Genomic DNA, 25,805 nt, shown 5'->3' on the forward strand with positions numbered 1-25,805 from the left:
CCGGCTTCATAGACCAGGTCGTGCGCGCCGGCCGGGTTGCCCTGGTCGACGACGATCTGCGGCACGTCGTTGGTGCCGTTGATGGTGATGGTCAGGGACGCCAGAGCGGTATCGCCGTCGCCATCCGCCACAGCATAGTCGAAGCTCTCGGCCACGGTCTGGCCGACATCCAGCGCCTGTACCGCGGCATACCCGGCCGGGTTCTGGGCTTGGGTGTAGAGCACATATGTGTAGCTGCCGTCGGCGCCCACCGTAAGCTGGCCGTAGGTTCCAGCAACGTGGTTGGCAACGGCGCCGTCCCAGGTGATCGAGCCCAAGCCGTCGGTGCCGAGGTGATCCGCGTGGCCGTCGGTTGCGTTTGCGTCGGCGCCACCCACGCCCGTGATCACATTGCCGTCTGCCGTGAGCGGCCCATCTTCGGTGACCGAGTCCTGATCGTTGACCGCAACCGGGCCATCATCCTGGAATTCGATGCTCAACGCGACATGGGATACGGCGGTGCTCGTGTCGCCGTCGAAATCGGTGATCGTGGCCTTGACGTGCAGGTCGGCGGTGACGGTCGCGATGTCGTCAAAGGCTGCGGTGCTTGAACCGTCGACATTGTGAGCGATCGGCTGATACTGCCCGATCCAGACCGCTCCGGTTGGATCGACATAAACCTTGAAGACGTCGACGCCGTTGGCAGAGCCGACGAGAACGCCGTCCGCATTTGTCGAGAGCATGATTGCCAGGCCGTCGAGTGTCTTCAGGCCCGAATCGATGTTTGCCAGCGGGTTGCCGTTCGCATCCGTCACCGCAAAGGAGAACGTCGCGTCGTCGTCCGCGCCAACCGACGCATTGAACAGGCCGAGTGCACTGGCTGAAGATTTTGCGTAACCTAGTGCGTCTGGTTCGATGACCAGGGCAGGCGGGGGCAGCGCGGTGTCGTTGGCCGGATTGGGATCCGCGGCATTGTTGACGCCGGCGGACTCGTCGTGGCTGACCCGGAAGACCTCGGTCTGCGTTGTGACTGTCGTGACCTTGGCTTCGATGCCGAAGATCTTGAACGGGTTGCCGCCAGTCAGGGTCGCATCGGTTCCGCCAGCGTTGGAATCGAAGGTAAAATCGTTGTAGTTGCCCACCTTGAGCTGGTCGAACGGGGTGCTGCCGATGACCTCGACAGTCGCACCATCGGGCACGCCGGCGAAGGCATAGCCCACCTGCACGCCGCCCTCGAAGACAGCCGTGCCGGCCGTCAGCACACCATTGATGCTCACGGTGAACGGCTCGAATGTGCCACCGTCCTTGGCGCCGATGAACATCACGGCGGCTTCGACACCCTGGGCTTCCGCAACATCGATCGTGAACTTGACCGAGTCGACGTCGTATGAACCACCGTCGGTGATGCTGGGCGGATTCGGATTGTTGGGGGCGATGACAAGATTGTTGACGAAGTCCATCGTCACGATTTCGGGGCCGGTCAAATGCGGATGGGTTTCGTATCCGTCGATGATCTGGCCATCGCCAACGCCGATCTTGGTGCCGGTGGTGTTGACGGAATTGTCGCCTTCGTTGATGTCGACGGCGCTGAGCTTGATGTCGTGGTTGCCTGCGCCATCCATGCCGCGAACATCGGTGTTGCCGGCCTGCAGCGTGTAGACGATCGTTTCGGTCGTGGTTGTGGTCGTCGTGCCGGCATCCCGCGCGACGATCTGCGGAACGTCGTCGAGCACCTGGACCTTGAATGTACCAGCCGCCAGTCCGATGGTGTCGCCGTCACCGTCCATGGCGATGACGAAGGCCGAAAGATCGATACCGCCATTGGCAAGCGTATTTTCGGTGTTATCGCCCGGGAGCGTATCCAGAGTCGGATGATCGATCTGGTCGATCAGGGTGAAGACATAGGAGCCGTCCGCACCGACGGTCAGGGTGAAAACGGGACGATCCGTGCCCGCCTGATAGCCGGCGCCGGCGCCTACATCGACATAGCCGGTCAGGGTCGTGCCGTCGGAGACGATGAGGACGTTGCCGCCTTTCGAATCAAATCCCGAATCCGATGGGGTGGTTTGGGTGACAAGGCCGAAGGCCGAGCTCGCATTCGGGCCGTCAGAGCCGAAGTCGACGATTGCATTCAATGCGCCGGCAGCACCGATGGCAACAGCGGAGTTTGTTCCGGTCACTTCGCCGTCCGGCTGAGGATTGTCGGCATTTCCGGTGGACTGGCTGTTGTGCAGACCGTCTTCGTCAACATTCGCGGTGACCTGGGCGGTGCCAGTAACCTTCGGCCCGTCATCGTCGAAGGAGAATGCGGAGCCTTGGCCGTTGATCAGGTCGACGGTCGCCTTCTCTGTGATGGTGTCGCCGTCGCCATCCTGGCGCGTTACCTCATATTGCAGCTGAACCTGGCCGCCATTGGTCAGCGACAGATTGAGTTCGGAATCGAACTTGTTGCCGTCGGCGCCATGGTTAAGTGCCTCATAGAGCGTGGTCTGCAGCTGCTCGGCGCCAGGCGCCCCGGTGATCGCGATGGTCAGAACCTGATCGCCATGCGTGTCGCGGCCGACGATCACTCCTCCTTCGAGGAAGAGCGTGACGGCGCCGCCGTCGGTGGCGGTGAGATTCGTGGCAAGGCCACCGGCCGGAATGCCAGTAAAGCTCAGATTCCCGGTAACGGTACCAGGACCGTCCGAACCATAGCTGCCGCCGACAGTGAACAGATTGGTCAGTCCGCCTGCTACCGCGGTGTTGACCTGCGCCAGGCCCGGACCGGCATCATCCGTGTTGGCGTTGCCGCCGGCATCTTCGGTCTCGCCGATAGCGCCATTGTAGCGATCCGCGCCAACCGTCTCGTCGAGTTCGACGGAAAGCAGGCCAGCGGCTCCATCGTGGGCGCCAACCGTAAGGCTTGGCCCGTCATCGTCGAAGGAGAATGCCGAACCCTTGTCGTCGATCAGGTCTACGGTCGCCTTCTCGATGACGGTGTCGCCGTCGCCATCCTGGCGCGTCACCTCATATTGCAGCTGAACCTGACCGCCATTGGTAAGCGACAGGTTGAGCTCGGAATCGAACTTGTTGCCGTCGGCGCCATGGTTGAGTGCTTCGTAGAGCGTGGTCTGCAGCTGCTCGGCGCCCGGCGCACCGGTGATCGCAATGGTCAGAACCTGATCACCCTGCGTGTCGCGGCCGACAATCACTCCTCCTTCGAGGAAGAGCGTAACGGCGCCGCCGTCGGTGGCAGTGAGATTCGTGGCAAGGCCACCGACTGGAATGCCGGTGAATGCCAACTGCCCGGTCGTGCTGCCCGGTCCGTCTGCACCGTAGACGCCGCCAACGGCGAATAGCGAAGAAAGGCCACCCGCCAGGCCGGTCGTCACCTGGGCCAGGCCAACGCCGTCATCCGTGTTGGCGTTACCGCCGGCATCTTCAGTCTCGCCGCTATTGTAGCGGTCGCCGCCGACCGTCTCGTCGAGTTCGACCGAAAGCAACTGTGCCGCTTGCGCAGTTGCCTGGACCGAAAGCGTTGGGCCGTCGTCCAGCACACCAATATTGAGGGTCGCGGTGGCCGGATCATTGTCTGTGTCTGTAACCACGACGGCAAAGCTGTCGGAAACCCCCTCGGTCGTTCCGGTCGATGAGTTGTCGTGATGATCAAGAGTGTTGTCGGCAAGGGTATAAATCCAGCTATAGCCGTTCGTAGGATTGCCGGTGACCACGAGCGTGCCGTATTGCCCGGCAACGCTGCCGCCGTTGGTCACGTCCACACCGTCAATGACAAGCGTCCCGATGCCATCACCCGAGACGATGTTGAAGGTCCCTGAAACCTGCTCGGCGGTGCTGGCCGGGTCCGTCCCGTCGGAAAGCGCGGCCTCGTTGACGACAAATCCGGAGCCAATGTCGATTGTCGGCGTCGTATCTTCTTCCCTGACCCCGATCGTCAGCTCACGCGGCTCCAGCCGTCCAAATTGCAGGTCCGTCGGCGGCAACAATGCGGAAAGATCGAAGCCGTCGCCGATACCACCTGGGGGAATGGTGAAGTCGCCGCCGGCACTGCCTGGGGCGCCGCCCGGGCCGGCCGAGATCGAACCATCGGCACCGAAGGCGACATCGACGTGGCTCGCTTCAAGAGCGGCCAGCAAGGCCACGCGCGGAACTTCGACATCACCGATGATGAAGGTCGGCACGTTGAGCGCGCCATCCTTGATGAGGATGACTGAACCGTCGGCCTGTTCCAGCAACAGATTGTGGCCGTCGACCTTGATGTTGTCGATGGAGACGTCCGCCGGAAGCTTCACGATGTTGCTGGCGTCGGCCACGTATTCATGCGGCGCGGCTGCCGCCGGCGCTTTCGCCTCCGCGGGTGCTGCCGGCTGAACGGGTGCGCCACTGCCGACATCGACCGGCACCGGCTCGGCAGGCGCCGCCTGAGCGGCCTGCGCTACCTGGATGCCTGCCTGCGATGGCGAGCCGCCATGTTCATGTGAAGAGTGCTCGTCCCAAGAATTCGAGACGGTATCCAAATCGTTACTGGTCGTCATCGCCAAACCCCTCCGGCATTTCCCGGATAGAGACAGTGACGACTTCTGCTTTGCAACTGTCCCGCAATCAATTTCATATATCCCGGTATGCAAGTCTCGGCATTTTTTACGTGTGGTAAACCCGGAAGATATAATCTGATATACATTGACCGCGCCGCGCTTCGTTTATATCCGCCGGCTGAGCTGGATTGGTAAACAGAAGTATAAGTTTGAATAAAGTTTTACACAAAATAGGTATTCCCGATTGAAGGAAACTTATCCACCTTCCTTTCCAGTAATTTGAGACAAGATTGGTACCGTCCACAGTCAAGAGGTGGGCGTTATGAAAAAAGAAAAATCTGCCCTGGGAATAACCGGGCTCAGGCTCATCCTGCTGGCAATGGCGATCACAAGCCTGCCGCAGCCATCATCCGCGAAAGCAATTACCGTGAATGCCGGCGCTGCCGCTGGAGTTCTGGCGGCGGTCGAAACCCCTTCCAGTCTCGGCGGCGTTTCGCTGGCTCGGCCGCAGCCATGGCAGCCGGTTTCAGCCTACCGGATCGGCATGATTTTCAGCAGCTCTGTTGCCGTTGATGAAAAGCGTGGTTCTTCGATCGCGCCGCCCGCCGCCGGGATCGACCTGATCCAGACGGCGGCGATCATTCCCGGCGTGTTCGGTTCTGTTGCCCTGTCGATGCGCAATTTCCCGGTTTCGGCGCGCTGGGCGCCGGTCTACAAGGCAATTGTCGACTGTACCGCGAGCAGCGCGTGCGAACGCAAGAACAGCGCCTTTGCCGAGATAGTCAAGGCAGCCGGGAACAAGCGCTTCATCGACAAGTTGTCCTTCGTCAACTCAAGTATAAATCGCGCCATCGCCTACAAGAAGGACAGCGTGGTTTACGGCAAGCTCGACTACTGGGCCAAGCCCCGGGAAATCCTTGAGCGGCGGGCAGGGGACTGCGAGGATTTCGCCATCCTCAAGATGGCCGCGCTGCTGCATGCAGGCATCCCGGCGCAGAGCATGTCGCTGGTCGTCTTGCAGGATCGCAAGCGCGGTTTCTTTCATGCCGTGCTGTCGGTCAGCACCGGCAGCGGCGTCTTCATTCTCGACAGTTTGAGCAATGTAGTTTCCCGCGACACAGACCTGCCGACCTACGTGCCGCTGTATTCGTTCAGCACCGATCGCGCGTGGATCCATGGCGCGAAGACCGGTTCTGCTCAAATAGCCGATATCAAGGGCGGCCTTTCGACGGTCGCGCCTGGTGAAGGTGTGCAGCCGTAAGCTCCCATCAGAGAGTCTTGAGCGCTCTATCTCTTGTTTGACGCAATTTTCCACGGAAACCGCTCACACTTTTCCCGGAATTGCTCTAGCCGCCGAAGACGAACGCCATCAGCAGTTCCGGCTCGACCACCGGCGCCCGCACCGCGCTCAGTTGACCGCGGTAGCGGCGGTCGCCGGCGCCTATGACGAAACCGGTCGCGACCGGCGTCTCGCCATTGGCGTCGAGCCTAGCGAATATGTCGGCGACATTGAGGTCCAGCGCCAGCTTGAGATCCTGGCGCGCGTCCTCGTTCGGCGCCACCGGCAATTGCCGCCGCACCAGTTGCTGGAACGGCGCATTGAAGGTCAGGATCTTCTTCGACGATGCCAGGGCAAAGGCCGGCGAGGGACAGGCGACGAGAATGGCGCTGATGGTCTTGATCGACGCGAGCCTCTGCAAGGTGAGGTTTTGGTCGGCCAATCCACGCATGCAGGCTACGCGAATTGCCGATGTCAGGTTTCCGGCGTTGGCGTGGCTCTCTGCAATTTCCTCGATCAGTGTGCCGATCGTGCATTTGCGGCTTTCCGCCATCTGCTTCAGCGATGTCCAGAACGCCCGTTCCAGACGAATGCCGCGGCGCATGCCGCCACGCGCCACAACCCGGAACTCCAGTCCGAAATCCTCTGCCGCCAGCGGTGGCAGCAGCCGGTCGCGATCGGCAGGAAGGGAGACCGCGCTATCGCTCACTCATTGCCTCCTCTCGCGCCTTGTTGATCGGCTTCATAAGGTAGGTGAGAATCGTTTTGCGTCCGGTCTTGATGTCGACCGAACAGATCATGCCGGGGATGATCGAATAGGTCTTGCCGTCGCGTGTCAGGGTCGATTTGTCGGTGGCGACACGGACCTGATAATAGGGTTCGCCGGTCTTCTGGTCGACCAGGCTGTCGGCAGTGATGTTCGAGACCTTGCCTTCGATGCCGCCGAAGATCGAGAAGTCATAGGCGGTCACCTTGATCAGGGCATCCTGGCCCGGCCGGATGAAGGCGACGTCCCGCGGTGAGACCCGGGCTTCGACCAGCAGGGTCTCGGACGTCGGCACGATACCCGCGACGACCGCGCCGGGCTGGACGAAGGCGCCGACCGTGTTGATGTCAAGCGTGTTGACGATACCATCGACAGGCGAACGGATATCGGTACGCGCCACCTTGTCGGTGGCACCGCGTATCGTCTCGTCCACCACCGAGAGATCGGCCAGCGCCTGCGTCAGATCGCTGAGCGCTTCCTGTTGCAGCTGCAGGCCAAGTTCGTCGACCTGAAGCTTGGCTTCCGTGATGGCCGACCTGGCTTTCTTGATGGTCTCTCCGGCAAGCGTCAGCTGACCATTGAGCTCGGTCTGCTCGCGCTCGACGCGGAGCTGCTCGGTTCGCGCCATCAGGCCTTTCTTGACCATCGCTTCGACCAGCTTCGCCTCCTGGTCGCTGACGGCCAGGTTCTTGGTGAGGCGATCGGCATTGGCGTTGGCTTCGTCGAGTTCCTTCTCACGCTGATCGAGCCGCGACTTGAGAACCGACAGTTTGACTTCGAAGTTGTCGCGCCGCGCGATTAGCAGCTTCTGCTCGTTGTCGCAGATTTCCGGCGCCACCTTCTGGATCTCGGACGGACAGGGAAACGCGCCCTCGAGGCTGCCGGTCTGTTCGAATTGGAGCCGTGCAATGCGCGTCTGCAGCGCCCGCGCCTTGGCCTGCTGCTCGCCAAGGCTGGAAGTGTTGAAGGTGTTGTCGAGACGAATGATGAGGTCATTCTTCTTGACGACCTGACCGATCGTCACGGCGATTTCCTGAACCACGCCCGGCTCGCTGGCCTGGATGATCTGGGTCTTCGACGCCGGTATGATCTTGCCGTCGCCGCGTGCGATTTCATCGACCTCGGCGAAGGATGCCCAGGCTACCGAACTCGCAAAAAGCGCTCCGATAATGAATATCGAAGCCGACGCAAAAAGCGGCGGACGGTCTTCCCTGGCTAGCATTACCACGTCCCAACGTGCTGTGTTCACGCATAATTCTGTTCGTCAGGCGCTTGTTTTCTGCAGCGCCTGTATCACCTGGTCTTTCGGTCCATCGGCAACGATCTTGCCCTGCTCGATGACGATCAGGCGGTCGGCCAGCTCGAGCATGCTGAAGCGGTGCGTCGATACGATCAGGGTCGTGTTGCGATCGAAAGCCACTTTGAGCTGCTTGATCAGCTGGCGCTCGGAGGCCAGATCCATCGAGCCGGACGGCTCGTCCAGGAACACGATTTTCGGTTTGGTCAGCAACAGGCGGGCAATTGCCATTGTCTGCCTCTGACCGCCCGAGAGATTGGTGCCGCGCTCGCCGACATTCATGTCGTAACCTCGCGGATGGCGGGAGACGAAGTCGTCGACGCCGGCAGCCTTGGCCGCGTCGACGATCTGCTCATCGGTCGCCTCCGGGCACGCCATCAGGAGATTTTCCTTGATGGTGCCGGAAAACAGATCGTTGGCTTGCGCGACGATCCCGACCGCGGCGCGAACCTCCGACGGGTGGTATTGACGGATGTCGATCCCGTCCAGCAGCAACTCGCCGGAGGTCGGCAGGAAAAGCCTGCCGATCAGCCGCCCCATGGTCGTCTTTCCCGAGCCTATGCGGCCGATGATGCCGATCCGCTCACCGGGCTTCACCGAGAAATTCAGGCCGGTCAGCACTTCGTTTTCGGAACCCGGGTAGACAAAGCCGACATTCCTGAATGCCATTGCACCGTTGCGAATGGGGCGGTTGACGAAACCAACCGTGTCCGGCCGATCCTCAGGCTGCGCCATGATCGAATTCACCATTCGCAGGGACAGCATCGCCTGGCGAAGTCTGGACAAGGTGATCGCAATCTGCCCAAGCGGGGCCACCGCCCGGCCTGCCAGCATGACGGTGCCGATGATGGCGCCGGTCGAGACATGCCCTTCCGAAAAGGCATAGGCGCCGGCCACGATCAAAGCGACGGTGACCATCTGCTGGATGGCTTGGGTTATGTTGCCGGCGGCAGCCGAAAGCTGTTTGATCTTCTCGGACGTGTTGGATGCGTTCTTGGAATGCTCCGCCCATTTTCGCAGAAGGTACGCCTCTGCGCGCAGCGATTTGATCGTTTCCAGCGTGGAGATGGATTCCACCAGCAGGGCCTGGCGCTGCGAAGCCTCGTTCATGGAAGCGGCAACGCGTTTGCCGATGCGCCGTTGCGTGATCAGCCCGACGATCACCGAGGCGACAAAGGCAATGGCCGGTATGACGACCAGGCAACCGCCTATCGCATAGATGACAAGAAGAAAGACGAAGACGAATGCTGTGTCGATGAAGACGCTGATGGTGTTCGACGTGAAAAACTCGCGCACGAACTCGTACTGGGTCACCCGATTTGCATATTCGCCGGTTGAGCCGGGCCTTGCCGACAAGGACGAGTTCAGCACCTTCTCGAATAGCATATAGGAGATGCGAAGATCGGCCTTGCGCCCGGCATAGTCGATCAGTGACGCTCTGGCGGTCTTCAAGAGCAGGTCGAACAGAATGACCGCGCCGATCCCGATCGACAGCACCCAGAGCGTCGATATCGCCTTGTTCGGCAAGATCCTGTCGTAGACGTTCATGGTGAAGATCGGTGAGGCAAGAGCCAGCAGATTGATGAATACCGCCGACAGGATGACCTTCGAATAGGTGCGCCAGAACGGCCCCATCGTGCCGGTCAGCCAATGTCGCCGCTCGATCTTGGCCGCCGAACCGACGCTCATCGCCTCTACTGCGTTGGCATAGGTTATCGAGAACGAAACGCCGCCACTAATATAACTTCCGGAAAACTCGGATTTGCTGATTGTCGTGCGGCCGTCTTCCTGGGGAGCGGTCGTAAATCCACCGTCCTCGGTCTGGGCAAGCAGCGCTACAGGCAACTGGCTGACGCGAAACAGAATGGCGGGAAGGTCGATGCGTCCGCGAAGAAAGTCGCGATGGCTGAATTCCGTGATTTCAAGACCGATGCGTTCGGCAAGATGCCGGATGGCGTCGATATCGATGCGGGTGTCTGACAGCGGCACGCCGGCAAACAGCACGGTCTCGGAACTCGGCCTGCCGAGGTACCCGGCAACAGCGGAGAAGCAGGCCTTGAACGCCTCTTTTGGGGAGAGGATTTTGGGTTGTGGGTTCACGATCGGCCCGCAGGACTATCGTTCGTCCTTGACCTTCCTACTTCTTTCTTACCGGTGCGAGGATGTCGAAAGGCAGATCGTTCGTCTGCTCCGACGGCGTGCGCGCATAGGTTTCGGTGTCGGCCGTTTCAGGCGCATTGAACTCGGCCTTGGCATAGGCGGTGGCCTGTTTTGCCGGCTGAAGATTCATGGTCTTCAGCAACTGCCCGGTTGCCGCCAGCAGCCGGTACTGCGCGAAAAGCGACGCGTAGGATGCGGTGTCGGCAAGCGTAGCTGTGTTGAACCGCGTGTTCTGCGCGTCGAGCACGTCGAGCAGCGAGCGCTGTCCGACCTTGAACTGCTCGCGATAGGACGCCACCAGCCTTTCGTTGGCGGCAGCCTGAAGCTTCAATGTCTTTGCCAGATCGGCCTGCCGGAAGCGGCGATCCCATGACGTACGGACGGCTTCCTCGATCTCGCGCAGAACCTGGTGCAGCACAAGGCGCTGCTCGCTGGTGCGGCGGACCTGCTCTTGCTCGTTGGCTTTGTCGATGCCGCCGCGATAGAGGTTCCAGCGCAGCACCAGCCGCGCCTGCAGGTCGCTGGCGTCGCCATCGTCGCCGTCGATGTCATAGCCGCCGCGGGCGCGGCCTTCGGCGATGACGGAGGGCCCGAATTTCGCCCGCGCCGCATCCACCAGGGAGGCGGCGGCGTCGATATCGCTGTTGGCCATGTGGACGCGCGGATTGTTCTGTCGCGCCAGCCCTAGCGCGTCGTCGAGCGACCTTGGCAGCGCGCTCGAGACATCGCCTGGCCTTGACGCGTTGGTCAGCGGCTTACCGACCGTCTTGAAGAACCGTATCTTGGAAGCCTCCAGTTCTTCGGTCGCCTCCTGCATACGTGCCTTGGCAGCGAACAGCCGCTCCTCGGCCTGCTGGCGATCAGCCTCGTTCAACGCGCCGCCTGCAATACCTTGCCGGATGTCGCCGAGGATTGCCTGGTGAAAGCCCAGATTCTTCTTCGCTTCCGAAACGATCGAAGCCTGCAGCATGTATTCGAGATAGTCCTGGACGACAGACAGTCCAATGAATTCAGACCGTTCCAGCACCCGGAACGATGCGCCGTCGACCCGCGACGCCTGACGGTTCAGTTCCGCCCGCCTTGCGCCGCTGTCATAAAGCGTCTGCGTGACAACGACATCGGCTTCCGACGGATAGAGCGCGTCATCCTCTATGGACAGCGAACGCCGGGAGGAATTGTCGAGACGACGAACCCCCGCCGACGCCTCGACATCGACGCTGGGAAGATAAAGTCCCTTCGCTTGGCGTAGCTCGAATTCGATTGCTTCGCGGTTTTCGATCGCTTGGCCAATTTCGGGGTTGGACTCCACCGCAACCGCCATCGCCTCCTGGAGAGTGAGCGCGTGAGCATTCCCACAACTCAATATGGCGACCGTCGTCAGCAGGCCGAGGCGCTTGCCTATCGCCGACATAGATGTCGTATTCATTTCACCCCACCCCAACGTTCCCCTGCGCCATTATTGCCAGGCGTTACAACTCAACCGTGATTGTTCACAAATTTGCAAAATATGGGAGCACTTATTGATTTAGGGCCCGCTAAAACGCTAAATTCAAGCAAAATTCTATAGAATGTCGCAAAAATGGCACATAAAATACCCACTGCGGTTTTTGAGTAACAGCCGTCCGAGTTTGAACAGGCAAGCGAAACCGCTCCGGGAAGGAGGACCGCAAGGCCACCTTACGACCTATTTGCTCCTGATAGCTTGACTATTTCTGGGTGTATTTTTTCAGCGAGGTGACCGACAACATCTTGGTTGGCGGCTACAATCGGCAGATAATCTTAGCCCGCTTGCCAGAGCCTGGAACCGACACCCCGGTCTTTCTTCGACCTGAAGCGTGGGCATAAATCCCTGAGCCGGCGAATAAAGGCCGACAACTGCTTCACTGGCCAGCGTGCCAGCATAGGGCTCATATGACGGCCGATCAACGACTCGGTCAACCGAAGAGGTGACGGTACTTTTTGAGGCGGTTCTGTAGGCCATCGAATGCCGCAAGGTCCAAAAATCGCTCCATTGAACCCGATAGCTGGTGAAACCTCAAAATAGTTCTTGCGGCGATTTTCCGTTAAAATCAAAAGCGCAATTTTTTTGACGGTTAGTGTCCGCCTTTTCGCAGCTCAGAAAAAAATCTGACTGGAATTGAGTCATACGCTGTTTAAACAATGCGGAACGAAGTGGTCGGTTGCGCCACCACTTTGCAGGACGACATACGAGAGTTGCAGGACGAGCGCGGTCAAACATCGAGGGCCGCCGGCTCGTTAGATACCACTACTCGTTCCTCCGCGCCATTCCAACAGGCTGAACTTCGAGGCAAGTGAGCCGGTCCTGGTCCGGCGCCTCGACTCGTAAATCCATTCCACCGATCACAACTGCCTGCAAGCTGCCGCTTGTTTGTTACTTCCCAAGTCTCATCGGCCATATCGAGGCGCTAGACCGTCAGCTGGTCGCGCGCTGTTGCCACAGCTGCCGATCTGCAACCGTCCCCATTTCCGCCGTTCTGGACCCTGTCTCCCAACGTTTGCAAAACGAGGTCAGCTATGGTCGGCAGTTTGGGGTCGCGGGAGCATACGGGATGATACGGGACCTTTCAGATTTTGGCCCACCAAAATCCAGCAAAATCAACAATTTCCGTTCGCCCTCCGGGCCCACCAATAACTCACGGCTTACGCCGAACTCTTTGTTTTGTGATCGCATCCGCGAAAAAGCACTCTACCGTCAAAGCTTTTCCCCACCTCTCGATAATTTCGCAAGCTGCCGCTGGCTATCGGCGGATCGTTGATGCGCAACTGTGACGGCGGTCGTTACCGTGGCTCGAGTGTCAGCAGATGTGGTAAGGCTGATTGTCGACGAGTAGCAGAGGGGTCCAGCAACAATGACTTTGAGACGAACCAGAGCTTACGGCGGATCCGGCTTGGTTCTGGCGGTTTGCACTGTATTGGCTTGGCAAAACGCCACCGCCGCTCAAGATTGCTACGCAGCCGCGACGCCTGGCGTCAATTGGCAGGAGTGTGACAAAAAGCTTCTCATCCTGGAAGGACAGGACCTGAGCGGGGCAAACCTGTTCGGTGTTGATTTCACTTCGACCGACCTCAGGAACAGCAATCTCCTTGCGGCAAATTTTGAGAAGGCAACGCTTGTGCGCGCTTCCCTGGCCGGCTCGACCGCCAAAGGCGCCCGGTTCGACAAAATCGAGGCGTACAGGACCGACTTCAGCCAGATGGACGCGCAGGGCGCTGTGTTTACGGGCGCGGAAGTGCAGCGCTCGAATTTCCAGAACGCCAATCTGGTCAATGTTGATTTCACAAAGGCGGAATTGGGGCGTGCACAGTTCCATGACGCCGATATCAGCGGCAGCCACTTTTCGTTTGCCAATCTCGCGCGGGCGGATTTCCGAGGAGCGAAGTTCACCGCACCGATAGACTTTGACGGCGCTTTTTTCTTTCTGACCCGTATCGAGGGCCTCGATCTATCCAATTCGGCGGGTCTGTCCCAGTGGCAGCTCAACATGGCTTGTGGAGACGCCCGGACCGAGTTGCCTTCTGGCATGACGAGGCCAGAAGATTGGCCCTGTCAATTCCAGCAGGAATAGCCCGCCCGTCCGCTTCCCGCCCAAAGGCTGCCGGGCGGCAAAGCGCCTCAATTCAGTCCTCGGCCGCGGGTCAAAGCACGACACTGCGGGACATTTCCGGCAATCTCATTTACCGGCGAACGACAACGACCAAATGGAGGACGGATGCCCAAGGTCAAAGGTGATACCGCTCTGGACAAGGAGCGCGCCAAAACAGAGAAGCTCCTCAAAAAGGTTGGATACACAGCCTTGAAGGAGGCCGGTGTGGTATCCAAGCGACCCGACCTCCCAAATCTAAAGATTGAAAAGCGAGGGAAGTAGCGCGGACACTCCCATGCTGACCTGACCGAAGGCACGCCCAAAATGTAGACGTCTGCTTTGCCTTCTCAAGCTAGGAGTGTGCAGGCGGCGCTTGCGACAACCACAAAGCGGACTGCTGGGGCCGGAAGAAGCTGTCGTATTTCCGCCCCGGTGCGATCCGATACTTCACAACTTTTTCACTTTCCAATTGGGGGCCATAGCAAATGAACGAAGAGACCGGCGTTCAGAAGTTGGTGCGCACGCTGCGTGCTCGAGCACCTGATGACGCAGCTGAATTGCTCGCTAGAGAGTCTCCCGAGTTCATCCGCGACACACTAAAGCTGTTGCCGGACGGGCACGCCCGTAAGGTGGCCGAGCATTTGCCACTGCATATGCGGCCCATCAGCTCTCATGACGGTGAGATGGGTTTCGCGATCCCCGAGTCGCTCGTCGACGTGATGGACCCGATCCCCGCCAGCGTTCCTGTCGGGACGACGGTTGCTGCCGCGGTGGAAGCTGTCAGAGGCGCCCAGGTGCCGACCGAGCTCACTTATCTCTACGTCACGGACGAGGGCAATAGACTGGTTGGCCTAGCGGTCCTGCGCGATCTGATGCTGAGCGAACCCGACGCGATTGTCGATCACATCATGCTGCCCAGGCCGTTCGCTCTTGATGTCGGTCTCTCTTTGAGTAACGCATGCAAGGCGGCGGTACGGCGTCACTATCCTGTCTATCCGGTGGTGGATGCGGAGAACCGGCTGCTCGGGCAGGTTCGCGGCTGGCGATTGTTCGAGCAGCAAATCATCGAGATTTCCGCCCAGTCTGGCCAGATGGTAGGCCTCCAGAAGGAGGAGCGCTCTTTTACGCCGCTGTTTTCAGCCTTCCTGAAGCGTCATCCGTGGCTGCAGTTGAATCTCCTGACGGCCTTCATGGCCGCATTCGTGGTCAGTTCGTTCACAGGCACGATCGAGAAGATCGTTGCTCTGGCGGCGTTTCTCCCGGTCTTGGCCGGGCAGAGCGGAAACACCGGCTGCCAGGCACTGGCTATGACGCTGCGTGGCCTTGCCCTGGGGGATGTGGACAAACGACCGAAGCTGCACTTGGTGATGAGAGAGGGCGCGCTCGCGGCCGCCAACGGCGTGCTCGTCGGCGTTGTTGCGGCTGCGGCGATGTGGTTCTATGCCTCGAGGCAACCGGCGTCGGCGGCGCAAGCGCCGATGCTGGCACTTGTGATCCTGCTTGCCATGTCCGGATCGTGCCTCATGTCCGGCATCTCCGGCGTGCTGATCCCGTTGGGCCTGCGCCGGGTAGGCGCCGATCCGGCGGTCGCCTCGGCGATCTTCCTCACCACCGTGACCGATATTGTAGGCATGGGCCTGATGCTGGGGCTGGCCACCATGCTCGTGCTGTAGCAAGCTGCGTGCGGTGACGCGTCCCTGGGCGTTGAGGCAATGAGCTGACCTCGCGTTCAAAGAAATTGCAAGACCCGGGCCGAATCGCACACGCCTCGTGAGAAGCACCTCCGGCAGCTCTCCGTCCCTTGCGAAACGCGACGGAAGGCCTTTGGAGAAGCCGTGGGTGACCTTGAAGCCTGGTGACCAGATACGCAGGATCGCCCACCCAATATTAATCTTGTCGGCTGTGCGATCCACTACTGATGAGATTTGATTTTGTTAAGCCTTGGGCCAAATACTTCAATCACGTGCAGCAATGTTGAGAAGAGTTTTTGACAATCAGCGCAGCCGAAATAGGAATAAACCCGATATCTTGTTGCGCAGCTGCAACAGCTGCTGAGGACTCGCATAAGTCCGGCGACCGTTCAGTCGCCTTTTTCTTGCAGTCGTGCTAAATCCCTCGCACTAGTCGGGTTTGGGGTGGGTTCTCGGCATGCAATCTTCGTTTCGAACGATCTTCGGCTTCGCCGCAGCGCTGCTTTGTGCCGGCGTGTTGCCGGCCGGCGCACAAGGTCTTTTTGGGGCCTATGACGATGCGTTTGCGGCCCGCATCGCCAGTCCGGCCGACAATGGAACGCTCGCCCAATTCGTCACGGTTGCGGTCAACGCTGGGCAATACGATCAGGCGATCTCCTCGATCGAGCAGTATCTGATCCAGTACCCCCGCGATGCGCGCGCCCGGCTTGCGGCCAGCCGGTTGTATTACCATGTCGGGTCCTATGAATTGGCCCGGCGGCAGGTGCAGTACGGCATCGAAGTCGGGGGTCTGACCGCAAGTGAGCAACAGGAAGCTGTTCGCCTGCTCGCCCGCATCGAGCGCGCGTTGCGTGGCGTCACCTGGGAACTCGCCCTGACCGGCGGCGTATTCAGCGCATTCACCGATTTTGAGCCAGGCGGGGCGCAGGACGACGACAGCTTCGTCTCGCCTTACGGGCAGGCGGAAGGTTTTGTGCGGTGGGACCTCGGCACGCCAAGTGCCGACGCGCTCGTTCTTTCGGGGTCGTTGACCGCGACTGAGCGTCTTTTCACGGAAGACCTGTCGGTTCCGGGTGGCGAGAAGACTTTTATCCACGGCAACGCAGCGATAACCTGGGACAAGGGACTGCCCAACAGCGGGATCGATTCGCTGCGCCTGCTGCTTTCCGCGTTCACCGTTACGGATCGTTTCGACAGCGACATTTACGAAACCGGTATCGGCCTCAGTGGACGTTTCGTCGTTCGCCCGACGGTCGAGACGACGCTCTTCGCCGGTGGCGGCTACATCGATCTAAGCGCCTCGCAAGGCATTTTCGCGGATAGCAGGGTCTTCTATGAGGCAGGCGGCAGCTACCGCTTCCGCAATGGCCAGGCGCTCGGCTTGCGCTTTGTCGGCTCGAATGACTTCGCTTCCGGATCGGGCGAAATCAGCCGCAGCTATACGGGCGAGGTCCGCTATGGCGGCCTGTTGATGAACGTACCGGATTTTTTCGCATGGTCGCACCAGATCGCCTTATCGGCCGGCCACAGCGACACTCCCGATCTGTCCGTCGGCATCGGCACAAATATCAAGAGCGACTTCTGGCGCATTGCCTCGGAAAGCGATTTTCAGCTGACGGAAGCGCAGAAGATCAGCGTCGATCTCGCCTACCGCAAAACCAACTTCGCCCTCGCCAACCGCGACCGAAAATCGTTCGAAATGCTCATGAGCTATACGTTGACGCTCAATTGAAAGAGGCCGCGATGAGGTATCATCAGATCGTCATTTTTATCGCCTGCCTCGCCTTCGCGGCACCATCCGCTGCTGAGACGGTCGGGTCGATGACGGCCTACCAGACCATCATCGTCCGCAATAACGGCGGGACGATGAACGTTGGCGCCGGCGTCGAACTCGGCGACCAGTTGCGCAGCAATCCCACCGGTCTCGGAATGCTGGTGTTCCGGGATGAATCGAGCGCCAAAATTGGTCCAAACACCAGCCTGACGATCGATGAGTTCGTCTACAATCCGGGCTCCGGGTCGGGAAAGATCGACATCGGGATGAACAGCGGCCTGGCCCGTTTTTATGGCGGCCAGGTTTCGAAAGGGGGCGTCATGCAGGTTGCGACGCCGCACATGGTGCTCGGAGCGAGAGGCGGCATCATCGAAGTGCTGGTGGCAGCCGGCCAGACCGTCGGCATATTGCGCGCCGGCCGCATGACCTGCACGATCAATGGCAAACGGCTGGTCATCACGAACCCGGGCTACGCCTGCACGTCGGACGATGGCAAGCTTCTGGCCGGCTACGGCGGCATCGACGCCTTCCCGATCTTGGACAGTATCGACCGGATAGCGGGAACCGGCCTGCCGGGCGCACCGGGTCCTGGGTTGGACGTAAGCGCAATTTGTGCGTCGGCTCTAGGCTCCTCGCTCAAAGTCTGCGGGTCCAGGGACGGCGCACTGCCAGGAGTGGTCATGGAATTCCCTGACAGCCCAACGCCACCTGCGGGCAGCGGGGGGCGGCGGGGCGAGTGTGAGGGTGAGGGTTGCTGCTACTACTACAACTGCGATTAGGCCTGGCTGCACGAGATGAGCCACTCGGTCGGTAGGCGCTGGGCTGATTGGCGGCAAGCCGGCAGACGCAAAATATCCGGCCTTGTGGTCGTGCTCCTGCTGCTCGCTTGCCATTTGGCTTTTGACGGGCCGTTGTCGCGCCTGCGTGAGCGGACGTACGACTTCTATCAGTTTCTCGCCCCACGTCAGGCGACGAGCAATCCTGTCGTGATCGTCTCGATAGACGACACCAGCCTCAAGGCACATGGGCGATGGCCCTGGAACCGTGGCCTCTTGGCCGATCTGGTCAATGGCATCACGCAGTCCGGTGCGGCGGTGGTCGGGCTTGCGCTGGTACTCCCCGAGGCTGACACCTCGCCTGAGGGCATGGCCGGAGACAAGCGCCTGGCAGCGGCGCTGTCCAAAAATCGAACGGCGCTTGCCGTCAGCCTGGGCAATGAAGCGACGGTTTCAGAAGCAGAACCCAAAGCCGGCTGGTCGATCGTCGGGCAAGTACCCGATACACTTCCCGGCTTCACCGGTCTTACCGGGTCGCTTGCCGAATTCTCGAACGCCGCCGCAGGCCTCGGCGTGATTCGCACCTTGCCCGATCCCGACGGCGTACTGCGCCATGTGCCGCTGCTCTGGCTTCGCAACACCCCTCAACGCGCGCAGCTGTGGCCGTCTTTCGCACTCGAGCTCCTGCGCCTTTACGCTGGACAGGACGGTTACACAGCCCGGATGAATGCAGCCGGGTTCGACGCACTCAGGATGGCAGGCGCCATTGTGCCGCTCGAGCCGGAGGGGAGCATCCGCCTCTGGGAAACCGCCACCGACACGCCTCGCCTGTCTGCCAGCACTATCCTTTCGGGCCATGGCGATCCGCGGCTGCGGGACGCCATCGCCATTGTCGACCTGTCGGCTGTGGGCCTGACGCAGTACCTGCCCACGCCGACGAGTCCAGCGCGACCAGGAGCGGAGATCCACGCCGATGCGATCGGCCAGATGCTTGCCGGGCGCTTCCTGGCAGAGCCAGCGCACGCGCGTATGCTCGAGCGGCTCTGGTTTCTCCTCAGTGCCGTCGTTTTCATCGGGCTTTCTGGAGTGCTCGCCGGGCGTGTCGTGCTTGGCGCCATCTCCCTGGCGCTGCTGGCCCTCACGCCGTTCGTGTTCGGCGCTCTCGAGTACAGCCTGCAGGGTGCACTCTATGACCCGCTGCAGCCGGCGCTTGCAACCATCATGGTTGCGGGCTTCGAAGGCTATGTCCTCTACAGGCGCAGCGAGCAGCGCCGGTCCACCCTGACGCGACAGTTCTCCCAATATCTGTCGCCCTCCGTGGTGCAGCGCCTCGCAAGCTCGGACACCGAGGCAATCCTGTCCGGCGAGAAGCGCGAGATCACAATTTTGATCAGCGACATACGTGGCTTCACGACCATGAGCGAACAGCTCGACACCCAAGAGATCGCCAAGGTGGTCAACCATTTCCTCGGCATTGCGACCGATGAGATCCTCAAGCGCGACGGCACCATCGACAAGTTCATGGGCGATGCGGTGCTGGCCTTCTGGAACGCACCGCTAGATCAACCCGATCATCGTGAGCGTGCGCTCGACGCGGGCCTGGCCCTTATCGAGCGGGTGAGGCGCGAAGACGCCGCCTTCACCGCGGATGGCCATCGCTCCATCGAAATCGGCGTCGCCATCGAGACCGGCATCTGCTCGGTAGGCAATTTCGGCTCCGAACGGCGCTTCGATTACACCGCGATCGGCTCCCCCGTGAACCGCGCGGCACGGCTCGAATCGACGACCAAGAAGCTGGGCATCCCCCTGGTGCTTGGACCCGGCTTTGCGGCAGCAGCATCGATGCCGGTCGTCCAGGCGGGCGCCTTTGAGCTCCAGGGTTTCAAGGGCGAGGTGCCGGTTTTCACCGTTCCGGAGATGCAAGCTGCTCAACAAGGTATGAGCCGCGAAGTAGAGAGCCAACGTGGTGAGAAATCTGGCGCCCCCGCCATGGTGGTTGGTTCGCCGCCATCCGTGCAAATGGCGCCGCTTGACCTGACACCCCGAACCCGGAGCATCCGCTGATCGGATCCAGCGGATCGCAAGATGCAATTGTCACGGGCACAGACGGACATCTTGTTTCGGCGACCATCGAGGGATGCGACGGCTTGCGTCACTCGTCCTTGAAAGTCACCTTCATATGTTTTTGGACCATCGAGGCGAGGTCCTCGGCATCCCAGTTCGTGAGCCTGATGCAGCCGTGAGAGAAGGTCTTCCCGATCTTGCCGGGTTCGGGCGTGCCGTGAATGCCGTAGCTTTCGATGGAGAGGTCGATCCAGATTGATCCCACGGGATTGTTAGGGCCGGCAGCAATGGTGAAGGGCCGCTTGGTTTTGACTCCCTTGAATGCAAAATCGGGATCGTAGTGATAGGTCGGGTTGTGCACCACCCTTTGGATCTCTGCCTGCCCACTTGGTGCCGGCTTCTCGTCGCTCCCGATCGAGGCAGGGTAGACGGCAAGCGCTTTATTGGAGGGGTCGAGCACGCGCACCTGATGAGCGCCTTTGTCGACTTCCACGCCGGCAATGGTGGCGGGAGGTTCACCCCGGCCAACATCTGGTACCAGCAGCGTGGTTCCAGCTTTCCTGAATCCGGTGCCTGGGTTTAGCCTCCTGAGCAATGGTTCGCTCACATGGAAGCGCTCCGCCAGCTTCTCGATCGAGTCGTGATAGCCAAGCCTTCTCAGGCGAGCCATCCTCTCCATGCGCCCCGGAATGCGTTTGGTGAAGGGGCCGCGTACATCTTTGCGGGTCAGTTCATAGGTGACCAGAGCTGGGCTGGTGGAGGTTGCCATCAGCTTGTCCCAAGTCGCCTGGGTGAGCTTGCCATCTGGCGCCAGTCCGTTCGACGCCTGGAAGGCCTTGACCGCCTTGGCGAAGTTCTCTCCAAGGCGGCCGTCGATGAGCCCCGGTGAGAAGCGCGCACGATCCAAAAAAATTTGCGCCTTCAGCACGGCAGGATCGAGCCCTTTCGGACCGCCGGCGGAGAATTGCGCCTGATTTACCGCGGCTAGATCCAGCTTGGCCGCCTCCGTCCCGCCGCATGCGAAGGCGAGTGCAATGGCGAGGAGGAGAAGGAGCCTGATCATCGATGTCACTCCTTACGTTAAATCGCACCTGATCTGTCTCTATGACGCGCTGTGGCAGATCTGGTTCCATTCGCCGGTAGGAGGATCATAGGCAACCAGCCTTACGCCGCCGACCGGTCCGCGACGTTCGATGCCCATGCCTTGCCCCTCACGAGAGGCGTTGCTGGCCGCGCAGATCGGCAGTGTAAAAATGGTCTGGCCATCTTGACGTGAGCTTCTACCTTCAAAACTGCCCAATTACCTGGACCGGCAGTCAAATGGTCTCAGGGCAGCAATGAGGAGATGCGCTGGGAACCCGGCTCGTCGGGCGGGTATTCTATTGATCTTCGGTATCGACAGATCCATGTTCCGTCGTCACTGTGATCGCGTTGTCGCCCGCGATTGCCCTAGCGTATTCGAAGCGCTCCAACTTCTGTTCTGCCGACAGGCCTTTGAACATCGCGGTGGCCGAGTTCGTGATTTTGAAGTCGCCGCAACTCGGACAGCGAAACTCCCGGATGTCGCCAACTGTCTCCGAATTAACGAGTGCCTGCTCATCTGTGATAGGGCAAATTGCGGCCATCCAAGCCATCGTGGTCCTCCGTCCTAAGGCCGTCCTCGATTATCCAAAAGGCATCGTCGAGTGCAAAATCCATTTCTGCCGACGCTCACCCCACCTGGAGTACTCCACTGAGTAGATTGCGCTCTCCACTCTCCAACCCGGAATGTGGATTAAAGCCAGTTCCTCGGCGAGCGATTTGCTGGTGAGCGGTAGGCGCTCTCGCTCTGGAGCCTCTCCCAAACGATCGGAGATGTTCATGTAGCGTCGGGCAGGACCGAAGGGCCGGAACGTGGCGTTTTCATCTCTTCGGCAATCACCAGTAGCGCCTCCAGAGCGACGGCGATCCCCGACATCACCGTACTTATGTCTGCGCTGCCGCCGAGCGTCGAAAGTTCGGCCGCTCGCGTTTGCATGCTTTGGCTCAGCTCTTGTAACTTCAGGCGCAGCTCGTCATCCATGTATGTTCTCCAAGCTTGACGCTGGAGGAACGCGCCTGCTTACAACCCGTTCCGCCGGTGGCCGCAGAGAACCAGAGACACCGCAGATGCTACAACTCGCGCTGTGGCGGCGCTTAGGATGGGCGGTGGATTGAGCCTCAGCGACTGACCGTCGGCAAATAGCGGATGCTTCAGTCTCGAAAAGGTGCTGGACGGCTCGATATGCACCGCCCCTTGGCCCTGGGTGCTGGTCCCATGCACAGTAAGGCCGTGCAAGTGCGCGCGGCCTCTGGGCTCAACATTCCAGTCGTCATGGTCCAAAGTTGTCCCAAGGCGGGTTCTCACCAAAGTGGGCGGCGAGAAGCGTTACGAAGCTTTGAACTTTGGCGGAAAGATGCCTTCTTGACGGGTACATCGCGTATATCGACCGGCTTACCGGCTTGAACTGGGGCATCACTGTCTCCAGCTGGCCCGAACGAATGGCTTCTCCAACAAGGAAAGTGGGGCAAAGTACTATGCCTGCTCCACCCAGCGCCGCATCGCGCAGGAGCTGCCCGTTCGTTGCCGTCATCCGTGCAGTGATTTTTACCGCCACTTCCCCCTTTGGTCCGTCGAACCGCCATTTTCCGCGGCTGGCGCGCAACGCGTAGTCCAGACAATCATGGTCGTGGAGATCCGACGGCTTTGTGGGACGCCCGCGTCTGTCCAGATAGTCGCGCGAAGCGCAGACCACCTCGCGTGAGGGCGCGATTCGGCGAGCAACCAGATTGGAAACCGTGAGTGGAGCGATGCGTACCGCGACATCCAAGCCCTCTTCCACGATATCAACCACACGGTCGTCCAACACCAACTCAACCGACACCTCCGGATAGACCGCGAGATATTCTGCAACGACTCTCCCAAGGTGCATCGCGCCGAAGGAGATCGGCGCGCTGACACGCAGTGAGCCGGTCGGACGTGCCTTGCTCTCGGCCGCGCTCGTACGAACTTCCTCGACATCCTCGATTATGCGCAGACTGCGCTCGTAGACGGAGGCGCCGACCTCTGTCAGGCTGATGCGCCGGGTCGTCCGGTTGAGAAGGCGTGCGCCAAGCCACTCTTCCAGCATTTGGACATGCTTGCTCACGGCCGCTGGCGATAGTCGCATCCGCTTGGCCGCTCCAGCGAAGCTGCCTTCACCGACGACGTTGGCAAACACGGTCATGCTGGTCAGCCGGTCCAACTGCAATCACCTCTTTCATTCACGTTTCGTGAATTCACCATCCATATTTCCCTCCATTATCAATCCACGGTGGACAGATTATCTGAAGCCAGGCCGGGATCAATTGCCCGATCCGTCTCTCTAACATTTGCCCGAAACGTCGGCGTCGAGTGCCTTCTTGCGGGCTGGAGGTGATCATGTCTCTGACCAAAGCAGCCCTTCAGGAGAAACAGGGAGCCACTGTTCGCATGTGGCTCTCCGTGCTCACCGTATCGCTGGGTATTTTTTCGATGATCACTGCGGAGCAACTCCCTGTGGGGCTGATTCCGGCAATTTCTTCCGAGTTGAATGTCTCTATTGGGAGTGGCGGTCTCACGGTGACGATACCCGGCGTAATTGCGGCGTTCGCTTCTATCGGTTTGCCGTTGGCAGTGGGGAGGCTCGACCGGCGTATTCTGATGGCGGGCCTGCTCGCGGCAATGGCTGCGGCGAGCGTGATTTCAGCGCTTGCAACGAACTTTCCCGTTCTGCTCGCGTCCAGGCTGCTCGTCGGGATCACCATCGGTGGCTTTTGGGCGATAGCCGGGAGCATCGCAGTACGCCTTGTTCCTGGACCGTCCGTGCCGCGCGCCATGACTATTGTCTTCGGCGGTGTAAGTGCCGCTGCGGTGCTGGGCGTGCCGGCCGGCACGATCATCGGTGATCTAGTCGGCTGGCGCGGCGCGTTCTGGTCTCTCGCCGGTCTGAGCTTTGCCATACTGCTCGCCGCCCTGCTTGTGCTTCCGAAGCTGGAGGCGGCGCAGCCTGTGGAGGTGAAAGCCCTGCGTGCGCAATTGCGCAATCCCGCCCTTCTGGCGGGCGTGGTTGCGACCGCACTGCTGGTGGCTGCTCACTACGGTGCCTACACCTTCGTGAGCCCGGTGTTGCTGGAGGTCTCGGGCGTCACTGCAGGGAGCATAGGCTGGCTACTGTTGGGGTATGGCATTCTCGGAATGATTGGCAACGCCGTCGCAGGCGTCTGGGCCGCCAAATCCGTCGGTCGCACATTGGCCTGCATCGTCATTGGGCTCGGCGCCACGCTGGCTCTCTTCCCTTTGCTCGGGGTCACGCCGCTCACAGGAACCATCCTGCTGCTGGTGTGGGGCTTCGCGTATGGCGCGGCGCCCATCACGCTGCAGACGTGGGTGCTGAGTGCAGCACCAGAAAGCGCGGAGACCGCGACGGCCATCTACTGCTTCACTTTCAATCTTGCCATCTCCGTGGGTACCCTAGCGACCAGTCAGATCGTCGACACGATGGGCGTGAACAGGGTCCTCTGGGTCGACTCCGCCATCATCCTGCTGGTGCTGCTGCCGGTGTGCCGCGCACCCATGCTTAACCGGAACATCGGAAACTCGTAGACAGCAAGCCATCCTGTGCCGCCATCTGTCTATGATGCTGTGTAGGTTGAAGTAGACCTTCGTTCCTCTGTCTTGAAAGTCACGCGCGTCACATCAAACGCGGTTCCGCCGCAACGTGCGGGTGCCGATGCTTTGCGCCCCCGGAGGACAACTGGCTACTTGAAAAAGGACTTGATCCCCTCGTCGATATGTGTGCTGATATGAGATCGATCTCATGCCGCGCTCTCAATTGCTGTTTCTCTACGGGAGCGCGCTCTGGGAAGCATATGTCTGAATGACGATGAAGAGGGAGGTTCAAGTGAGGAAATTGATCGCGTGGCTGGCCTTGGCCACTACCACGCTCGCGTTCGCGTCTGCGGCGTCGGCGGGTGAAACCATCGACCGGGTTACCTCGAAGAAGGCAATGGTGGTCGCCACAAACAGCGGTTGGCCGCCGCAGAGTTTCCTCGACGACAGTAATCAGTTGGTCGGCTTCGATATCGACGTCTCGAAGGAGATCGCAAGGCGCCTCGGTGTGGAGGTCAGTTTCGACACGCCGGACTGGGCGACGATGACGGGCGGCCATTGGCAGGGACGCTACGATCTGGGTGTCGGCTCGGTGACGCCGACCAAAGCGCGGGCCAAGGTGATCGATTTCGAAGGCATCTATTATTATAGCCCCTACGTTTACGTGGTTCACAAGGACAGCCCGGCCAAATCGGTCGCCGACCTGAACGGTAAGATCATCGGCGTCGAGACCGCCACCACGTCGGAGGATTTCATCCGCAGACAACTCGAGATCGATGCTCCCGGCCTGCCGCCCATCGAATACAAGCTGGAGCCAGGTGAGATCAGGACTTTCGCCGACTCAATGCTGCCGTTCGACGATTTGAGGCTTGGCGACGGCGTGCGCCTCAACGCGGTCATCGCACCAGAACAGACGGCTCAGAACGCGATAAAGAACGGCTACCCGTTGCGTGTCCTGGAAGGCGGCTATGCCTTCCGTGAGCCGCTGGTGGTGATCGCGGAAAAAGGTGATGCCGAGTGGAATGCCAAGATCGGCGGCATTCTCGACGAGATGAAGAAGGACGGTACCCTCGCGAAACTGACCACCAAGTGGTACGGCAAGGATTACAGCGCCGACTGAGGAGCGTCGTGGATAAAGCTTGAGCGGGATGCATTCAATTGAACATCCCGCTCCATCTGTTTTGTTTCAGCCGCATTTCCACGACACCGGGCGGCTCCGCCTGCCTGCAAA

At 60.2% G+C, this 25,805-nt stretch carries 17 protein-coding genes; 8 read left to right on the forward strand and 9 right to left on the reverse strand.

Annotated features, from left to right (window positions below; translation table 11 throughout):
- Positions 1-4,514: beta strand repeat-containing protein (locus NKJ18_RS07055; RefSeq protein ID WP_352758023.1), on the reverse strand; the 4,514-nt coding region annotated here is incomplete at its 3' end.
- A 322-nt stretch (positions 4,515-4,836) separates the two neighbouring features.
- Here NKJ18_RS07055 and NKJ18_RS07060 point away from each other — a divergent pair.
- Complete coding sequence (locus NKJ18_RS07060) at positions 4,837-5,775, forward strand: transglutaminase-like cysteine peptidase (RefSeq protein ID WP_023687774.1); 939 nt, start codon at positions 4,837-4,839, stop codon at positions 5,773-5,775.
- A gap of 85 nt (positions 5,776-5,860) precedes the next feature.
- On the opposite strand, the gene NKJ18_RS07065 is transcribed toward NKJ18_RS07060, so the two are convergent.
- The 4 genes from NKJ18_RS07065 to NKJ18_RS07080 are packed head-to-tail and all read right to left on the reverse strand — an operon-like array spanning position 5,861 to position 11,442.
- The gene (locus tag NKJ18_RS07065; RefSeq protein ID WP_023681069.1) at positions 5,861-6,502 is read right to left on the reverse strand and encodes a ribbon-helix-helix domain-containing protein; all 642 of its coding nucleotides are present in this window, start codon (positions 6,500-6,502) and stop codon (positions 5,861-5,863) included.
- Positions 6,492-7,781, reverse strand: coding sequence for an HlyD family type I secretion periplasmic adaptor subunit (locus NKJ18_RS07070; protein ID WP_023681070.1), 1,290 nt, complete (start codon positions 7,779-7,781; stop codon positions 6,492-6,494). Before NKJ18_RS07070 ends, NKJ18_RS07065 begins: the two co-directional genes overlap by 11 nt.
- A gap of 42 nt (positions 7,782-7,823) precedes the next feature.
- Positions 7,824-9,956, reverse strand: coding sequence for a type I secretion system permease/ATPase (locus NKJ18_RS07075; protein WP_352758024.1), 2,133 nt, complete (start codon positions 9,954-9,956; stop codon positions 7,824-7,826).
- Positions 9,957-9,993: 37 nt separating this feature from the next.
- Positions 9,994-11,442, reverse strand: coding sequence for a TolC family protein (locus NKJ18_RS07080; protein WP_023687776.1), 1,449 nt, complete (start codon positions 11,440-11,442; stop codon positions 9,994-9,996).
- A 1,444-nt stretch (positions 11,443-12,886) separates the two neighbouring features.
- Here NKJ18_RS07080 and NKJ18_RS07085 point away from each other — a divergent pair.
- The 5 genes from NKJ18_RS07085 to NKJ18_RS07105 all read left to right on the forward strand — a co-directional run bounded on the left by NKJ18_RS07085 (position 12,887) and on the right by NKJ18_RS07105 (position 19,926).
- A complete protein-coding gene (locus NKJ18_RS07085; RefSeq protein WP_023687777.1) occupies positions 12,887-13,603 on the forward strand; it encodes a pentapeptide repeat-containing protein in 717 nt (238 codons plus the stop codon).
- 503 nt (positions 13,604-14,106) lie between these two features.
- Positions 14,107-15,294 (forward strand): magnesium transporter, encoded by a 1,188-nt coding sequence (locus tag NKJ18_RS07090; RefSeq protein WP_023736095.1) that lies wholly within the window; start codon positions 14,107-14,109, stop codon positions 15,292-15,294.
- Between the two features lie 532 nt (positions 15,295-15,826).
- The gene (locus NKJ18_RS07095) at positions 15,827-17,044 is read left to right on the forward strand and encodes a tetratricopeptide repeat protein (RefSeq protein ID WP_197031261.1); all 1,218 of its coding nucleotides are present in this window, start codon (positions 15,827-15,829) and stop codon (positions 17,042-17,044) included.
- The gene (locus NKJ18_RS07100) at positions 17,041-17,865 is read left to right on the forward strand and encodes a FecR family protein (RefSeq protein WP_023687780.1); all 825 of its coding nucleotides are present in this window, start codon (positions 17,041-17,043) and stop codon (positions 17,863-17,865) included. Before NKJ18_RS07095 ends, NKJ18_RS07100 begins: the two co-directional genes overlap by 4 nt.
- A 90-nt stretch (positions 17,866-17,955) precedes the next feature.
- Positions 17,956-19,926, forward strand: coding sequence for a CHASE2 domain-containing protein (locus tag NKJ18_RS07105; RefSeq protein WP_352758025.1), 1,971 nt, complete (start codon positions 17,956-17,958; stop codon positions 19,924-19,926).
- An 88-nt stretch (positions 19,927-20,014) separates the two neighbouring features.
- Here the strand turns inward: NKJ18_RS07105 and NKJ18_RS07110 are convergent, their stop codons facing one another.
- The 4 genes from NKJ18_RS07110 to NKJ18_RS07125 all read right to left on the reverse strand — a co-directional run bounded on the left by NKJ18_RS07110 (position 20,015) and on the right by NKJ18_RS07125 (position 23,189).
- Complete coding sequence (locus NKJ18_RS07110; protein WP_023712243.1) at positions 20,015-20,989, reverse strand: L,D-transpeptidase family protein; 975 nt, start codon at positions 20,987-20,989, stop codon at positions 20,015-20,017.
- A gap of 316 nt (positions 20,990-21,305) precedes the next feature.
- Entirely contained in the window at positions 21,306-21,560 is a 255-nt protein-coding gene (locus tag NKJ18_RS07115; protein ID WP_023712242.1) for a hypothetical protein, read from the reverse strand.
- A gap of 224 nt (positions 21,561-21,784) precedes the next feature.
- Complete coding sequence (locus NKJ18_RS07120) at positions 21,785-21,988, reverse strand: hypothetical protein (RefSeq protein ID WP_023667962.1); 204 nt, start codon at positions 21,986-21,988, stop codon at positions 21,785-21,787.
- A gap of 289 nt (positions 21,989-22,277) precedes the next feature.
- A complete protein-coding gene (locus NKJ18_RS07125) occupies positions 22,278-23,189 on the reverse strand; it encodes a LysR family transcriptional regulator (RefSeq protein ID WP_352758026.1) in 912 nt (303 codons plus the stop codon).
- A gap of 176 nt (positions 23,190-23,365) precedes the next feature.
- On the opposite strand from NKJ18_RS07125, the gene NKJ18_RS07130 reads away from it, so the two are divergent.
- Complete coding sequence (locus NKJ18_RS07130) at positions 23,366-24,568, forward strand: MFS transporter (RefSeq protein ID WP_023712240.1); 1,203 nt, start codon at positions 23,366-23,368, stop codon at positions 24,566-24,568.
- Between the two features lie 298 nt (positions 24,569-24,866).
- Positions 24,867-25,694 (forward strand): transporter substrate-binding domain-containing protein, encoded by an 828-nt coding sequence (locus NKJ18_RS07135; protein ID WP_023736090.1) that lies wholly within the window; start codon positions 24,867-24,869, stop codon positions 25,692-25,694.
- The last annotated feature ends 111 nt before the right edge of the window (positions 25,695-25,805 follow it).

The sequence above is a fragment of the Mesorhizobium sp. M0217 genome, from assembly GCF_040321955.1.
Lineage (GTDB): Bacteria > Pseudomonadota > Alphaproteobacteria > Rhizobiales > Rhizobiaceae > Mesorhizobium.